The organism is Paraburkholderia aspalathi (genome assembly GCF_900116445.1).
Classification (GTDB): Bacteria; Pseudomonadota; Gammaproteobacteria; order Burkholderiales; family Burkholderiaceae; genus Paraburkholderia; species Paraburkholderia aspalathi.
In genome coordinates this window covers 1-3,990 of the sequence record NZ_FPBH01000078.1, presented here as the reverse complement: position 1 = coordinate 3,990, position 3,990 = coordinate 1, and the positions used below count along the sequence as shown (strand labels likewise).

Below are 3,990 nucleotides of genomic sequence, written 5' to 3'. Positions count from 1 at the left end.
GTGAAGCTGATCAACCCGATCGCGATGGAAGAAGGTCTGCGTTTCGCAATTCGCGAAGGCGGCCGTACGGTCGGCGCAGGTGTGGTTGCCAAGATCCTCGAGTAACGCCAGAAAGTTCTCGTTGATCGGTAGTTTCGGGGTTGGCGGTGTCGTCAACCCCAAAATGGTTTAGGGGTATAGCTCAACTGGCAGAGCGTCGGTCTCCAAAACCGAAGGTTGGGGGTTCGATTCCCTCTGCCCCTGCCAACTCTCGCGTCGTATATGGCGCTTCGTTAAGGTGTTATGGCGAATCCTTCCGTCGAAACTGTAAATACATCCGGCGACAAGCTGATGCTCGTCGCGGGCGTATTGTTGGTCTTGGCCGGGTTCGTGGGGTTCTTCTGGCTCAGCGGCCAGGAATGGTACGTCCGCGGAGCCGCCTTGGCTGTTGGCGCTATCGCGGGTGTTGCAGTCGGTCTTCTCTCCGCGCCTGGCAAGGGTTTCATCGCTTTCGCCAAAGACTCGTACAAAGAAGTTCGCAAGGTTGTCTGGCCGACTCGTAAAGAGGCCACCCAGACAACGCTCGTAGTGTTCGGCTTCGTGTTCGTCATGGCGATCTTTCTTTGGATTAGCGATAAATCCATTGAATGGGCGATTTTCTCGGTGATTCTGGGTTGGAAATGATATGAGCGATACTCCGGCATCCCCGAGCGGCAAACGTTGGTACGTGGTGCACGCCTACTCCGGCATGGAGAAGAGCGTGCAACGTGCGCTTCAAGAGCGCATCGAACGTGCTGGCATGCAAGACCAGTTTGGTCAAATCCTCGTTCCGACTGAAGAAGTGGTCGAGGTGAAAGGCGGTCACAAATCGGTGACCGAACGTCGTTTCTTCCCGGGCTATGTCCTTGTGGAAATGGAAATGACAGACGAAACGTGGCACCTCGTGAAGAACACGGCAAAGGTGACGGGTTTCGTAGGCGGTGCGCGTAATCGTCCGAGCCCGATTTCCCCGCGGGAAGTCGAGAAGATCATGTCGCAAATGCAGGAAGGCGTGGAAAAGCCGCGTCCGAAGACCCTGTTCGAAGTAGGCGAGATGGTGCGGGTGAAGGACGGTCCGTTCACGGATTTCAACGGCAGCGTCGAAGAAGTGAACTACGAAAAGTCGCGCGTCCGTGTTTCCGTTACAATCTTCGGCCGCGCAACGCCGGTCGAGCTGGAATTCGGCCAGGTCGAAAAGTTGTAATCCAGAATTCTACGGGGCGCACCGGTCGGTGCGTTCCGTATTTCGCGCTTACGGTCCGCGTAATGGCCGTTGAGGAGCGTAAGTAGTCTGTTTTTCGGCGAACGCGCGCTACTACTCACTGAATGTCCGCTTGTACTAGGGCGGCGTTCCTAAGAGGTTTTCAAAATGGCAAAGAAAATCATCGGCTTTATCAAGCTGCAGATTCCTGCAGGTAAAGCCAACCCGTCGCCGCCGGTCGGTCCGGCACTGGGCCAACGCGGCCTGAACATCATGGAGTTCTGCAAGGCGTTCAACGCGCAGACTCAAGCTATGGAACCGGGTCTGCCGATTCCGGTCGTGATCACCGCGTTTGCGGACAAGAGCTTCACGTTCGTTCTGAAGACGCCGCCGGCTACGGTTCTGATCAAGAAGGCAGCGAAGATCGACAAGGGTTCGGCTAAGCCGCATACCGACAAGGTCGGCAAGATCACCCGCGCTCAAGCTGAAGACATCGCCAAGACCAAGATGCCCGATCTGACGGCAGCTGATCTGGACGCAGCGGTTCGTACGATCGCTGGTAGCGCCCGCTCGATGGGCATCACCGTGGAGGGCGTGTAAATGGCTAAGCTTTCAAAACGTCTGCAAGCATTTGCAGCCAAGGTTGATCGTCAAAAGCTGTACGCGATCGACGAAGCTCTGTCGCTCGTGAAGGAATGCGCAAGCGCGAAGTTCGACGAGTCGATCGACGTTGCAGTGCAACTCGGCATCGACGCGAAGAAGTCGGACCAAGTGGTTCGTGGCTCGGTCGTGTTGCCGGCAGGTACCGGTAAGTCGGTTCGCGTGGCTGTGTTCGCACAAGGCGAAAAGGCTGAGCAAGCTCGTGCAGCCGGCGCAGAAGTCGTCGGTATGGAAGACCTGGCTGAACAAGTCAAGGCTGGCAAATTGGACTTCGACATCGTGATCGCTTCGCCGGACACGATGCGCGTTGTCGGTACGCTCGGTCAGATCCTCGGCCCGCGCGGCCTGATGCCGAACCCGAAGGTTGGCACGGTCACGCCGGACGTCGCGACTGCAGTCAAGAACGCCAAGGCTGGTCAGGTGCAATTCCGTGTGGACAAGGCCGGTATCATCCACGCCACGATTGGTCGTGCTTCGTTCGAGCCGACGGCTCTGCGTAGCAACCTGAACGCTCTCGTCGACGCGCTGCAAAAGGCGAAGCCGGCAACGAGCAAGGGTGTGTACCTGCGCAAGGTTGCGTTGTCGAGCACGATGGGCGTTGGCGTTCGCGTCGACCAGGCATCGCTCGCAGCACAGTAATAAATTTCATCGCCTCGATGCGAGTCGAGGCGGTTTTATGGGCTTTGGGCGGTCGCAAGATGGCAGTCTGCATCGAGCGACCGGTTGTCAAAGACCGTTGGCGGGAACGCATCAGGTAGGCGAACCCTTAATGCAAAGCCAACGCAGATGGCGAACCCGAAAAGGTTTTGTAGTGATGAAACCGTTTGATGTCCGCAGCAATGTGGGCATCGGGCGGTCGAAATACTCCTGACTGGTCGGACGCCGTTATTGAACGCGGTACACAAGGCGCACGCTGCGTGTATCGAATCTGGAGGTTAACCGTGCCACTCAATAAAGAAAGCAAGCAGGCCGTCGTCGCTGAGGTTGCCGCGCAAGTCGCGAAAGCCCAGACCGTGGTTCTGGCTGAGTATCGTGGGATCACGGTTGGCGATCTGACCAAGCTGCGCGCGAAAGCGCGTGAGCAACAGGTTTACCTTCGCGTGTTGAAAAACACGCTGGCGCGTCGCGCTGTTGAAGGTACCCCGTTTGCTTCTTTGGCAGAGCAGATGACCGGTCCCCTGATCTACGGCATCTCGGAAGATGCCATTGCCGCTGCTAAGGTCGTCAACGACTTCGGCAAGAGCAATGACAAGTTGATCATCAAGGCTGGTTCCTACGAAGGCAAGGTGATGGACAAGGCTGGCGTGCAAGCGCTGGCAAACATCCCGAGCCGCGAAGAACTGCTCTCCAAGCTGTTGTACGTTATGCAAGCACCTGTTTCCGGCTTTGCGCGCGCTCTGGCCGCGCTGGCAGAAAAGAAACAAGGTGAAGAAGCTGCTGCGTAACGCACTTCAGTCGAGCGTGATTGATCGCTGGCTGTATCCGAATTCAATTTAGGAGTATTTCAAATGGCAATCGCAAAAGATGACATCCTCGAGGCAGTAAGCTCGATGTCGGTTCTGGAACTGAACGAGCTGGTCAAGGCGTTCGAAGAAAAGTTTGGCGTGTCGGCAGCTGCTGTTGCAGTGGCAGGCCCGGCAGGCGGCGGCGCTGCTGCTGCTGCTGAAGAGCAAACCGAATTCACGGTCAACCTGACGGAAGTCGGCGCGAACAAGGTTTCGGTCATTAAGGCTGTTCGTGAACTGACGGGTCTCGGCCTGAAGGAAGCGAAGGACCTGGTCGACGGTGCACCGAAGCCTGTTAAGGAATCGGTACCGAAGGCTGCTGCTGAAGAAGCCAAGAAGAAGTTGGAAGAAGCCGGCGCGAAGGCTGAAATCAAGTAAGTTTCGGCGCGTTGTGCGAAGGCTGGCGGTTTTCCACCGCCGGCCTTTTTGTGCTTTGTGGGAACCATGTTTTTGTCAGCTAGTTTCGGCAAGAACAGGGGTCCCAGAAGCCAAAGAAAATCGCCTGTCGGCAATATTGACCGGCGCTTCTCTTTGTCTTCTGAAGCGACTGCAGAAGGCAAGTTTGGTCGGGTAGCGGGCAACATAGGCATCCGCTGCCGTCAGCCA

The 3,990-nt window shown here is 56.7% G+C and carries 7 protein-coding genes and 1 tRNA gene; all 8 read left to right on the top strand.

Features of this window, described 5'->3' with window-relative positions; all coding sequences use genetic code 11:
- Positions 1–105 (top strand): EF-Tu C-terminal domain-related protein (locus BM438_RS44320; protein ID WP_482811913.1); only part of this gene is annotated, 105 nt, incomplete at its 5' end.
- Between the two features lie 65 nt (positions 106–170).
- Positions 171–246, top strand: a tRNA-Trp gene (locus BM438_RS44315).
- A gap of 36 nt (positions 247–282) precedes the next feature.
- Complete coding sequence (gene secE, locus BM438_RS44310; RefSeq protein ID WP_046567533.1) at positions 283–663, top strand: preprotein translocase subunit SecE; 381 nt, start codon at positions 283–285, stop codon at positions 661–663.
- A 1-nt stretch (position 664) separates the two neighbouring features.
- On the top strand, positions 665–1,222 hold the full coding sequence (gene nusG, locus BM438_RS44305) for a transcription termination/antitermination protein NusG (RefSeq protein WP_007180147.1): 558 nt from the start codon (positions 665–667) through the stop codon (positions 1,220–1,222).
- A 165-nt stretch (positions 1,223–1,387) separates the two neighbouring features.
- Positions 1,388–1,819 carry a 50S ribosomal protein L11 gene (gene rplK, locus BM438_RS44300; RefSeq protein ID WP_025496715.1) on the top strand — a complete coding sequence of 144 codons (432 nt, stop codon included), beginning with the start codon at positions 1,388–1,390 and terminating at the stop codon, positions 1,817–1,819.
- Positions 1,820–2,518 carry a 50S ribosomal protein L1 gene (rplA, locus tag BM438_RS44295; protein WP_011490061.1) on the top strand — a complete coding sequence of 233 codons (699 nt, stop codon included), beginning with the start codon at positions 1,820–1,822 and terminating at the stop codon, positions 2,516–2,518.
- A 302-nt stretch (positions 2,519–2,820) separates the two neighbouring features.
- Positions 2,821–3,324: a 50S ribosomal protein L10 gene (gene rplJ / locus BM438_RS44290; RefSeq protein ID WP_054043370.1), complete on the top strand. Its 504-nt coding sequence runs from the start codon at positions 2,821–2,823 to the stop codon at positions 3,322–3,324.
- 63 nt (positions 3,325–3,387) lie between these two features.
- Complete coding sequence (gene rplL / locus BM438_RS44285) at positions 3,388–3,762, top strand: 50S ribosomal protein L7/L12 (RefSeq protein WP_054043372.1); 375 nt, start codon at positions 3,388–3,390, stop codon at positions 3,760–3,762.
- The last annotated feature ends 228 nt before the right edge of the window (positions 3,763–3,990 follow it).

Coding starts and splice junctions, on each gene's coding strand:
- secE (WP_046567533.1), top strand. CDS start 283: ATGGCGAATCCTTCCGTCGAAACTGTAAATACATCCGGCGACAAGCTG.
- nusG (WP_007180147.1), top strand. CDS start 665: ATGAGCGATACTCCGGCATCCCCGAGCGGCAAACGTTGGTACGTGGTG.
- rplK (WP_025496715.1), top strand. CDS start 1,388: ATGGCAAAGAAAATCATCGGCTTTATCAAGCTGCAGATTCCTGCAGGT.
- rplA (WP_011490061.1), top strand. CDS start 1,820: ATGGCTAAGCTTTCAAAACGTCTGCAAGCATTTGCAGCCAAGGTTGAT.
- rplL (WP_054043372.1), top strand. CDS start 3,388: ATGGCAATCGCAAAAGATGACATCCTCGAGGCAGTAAGCTCGATGTCG.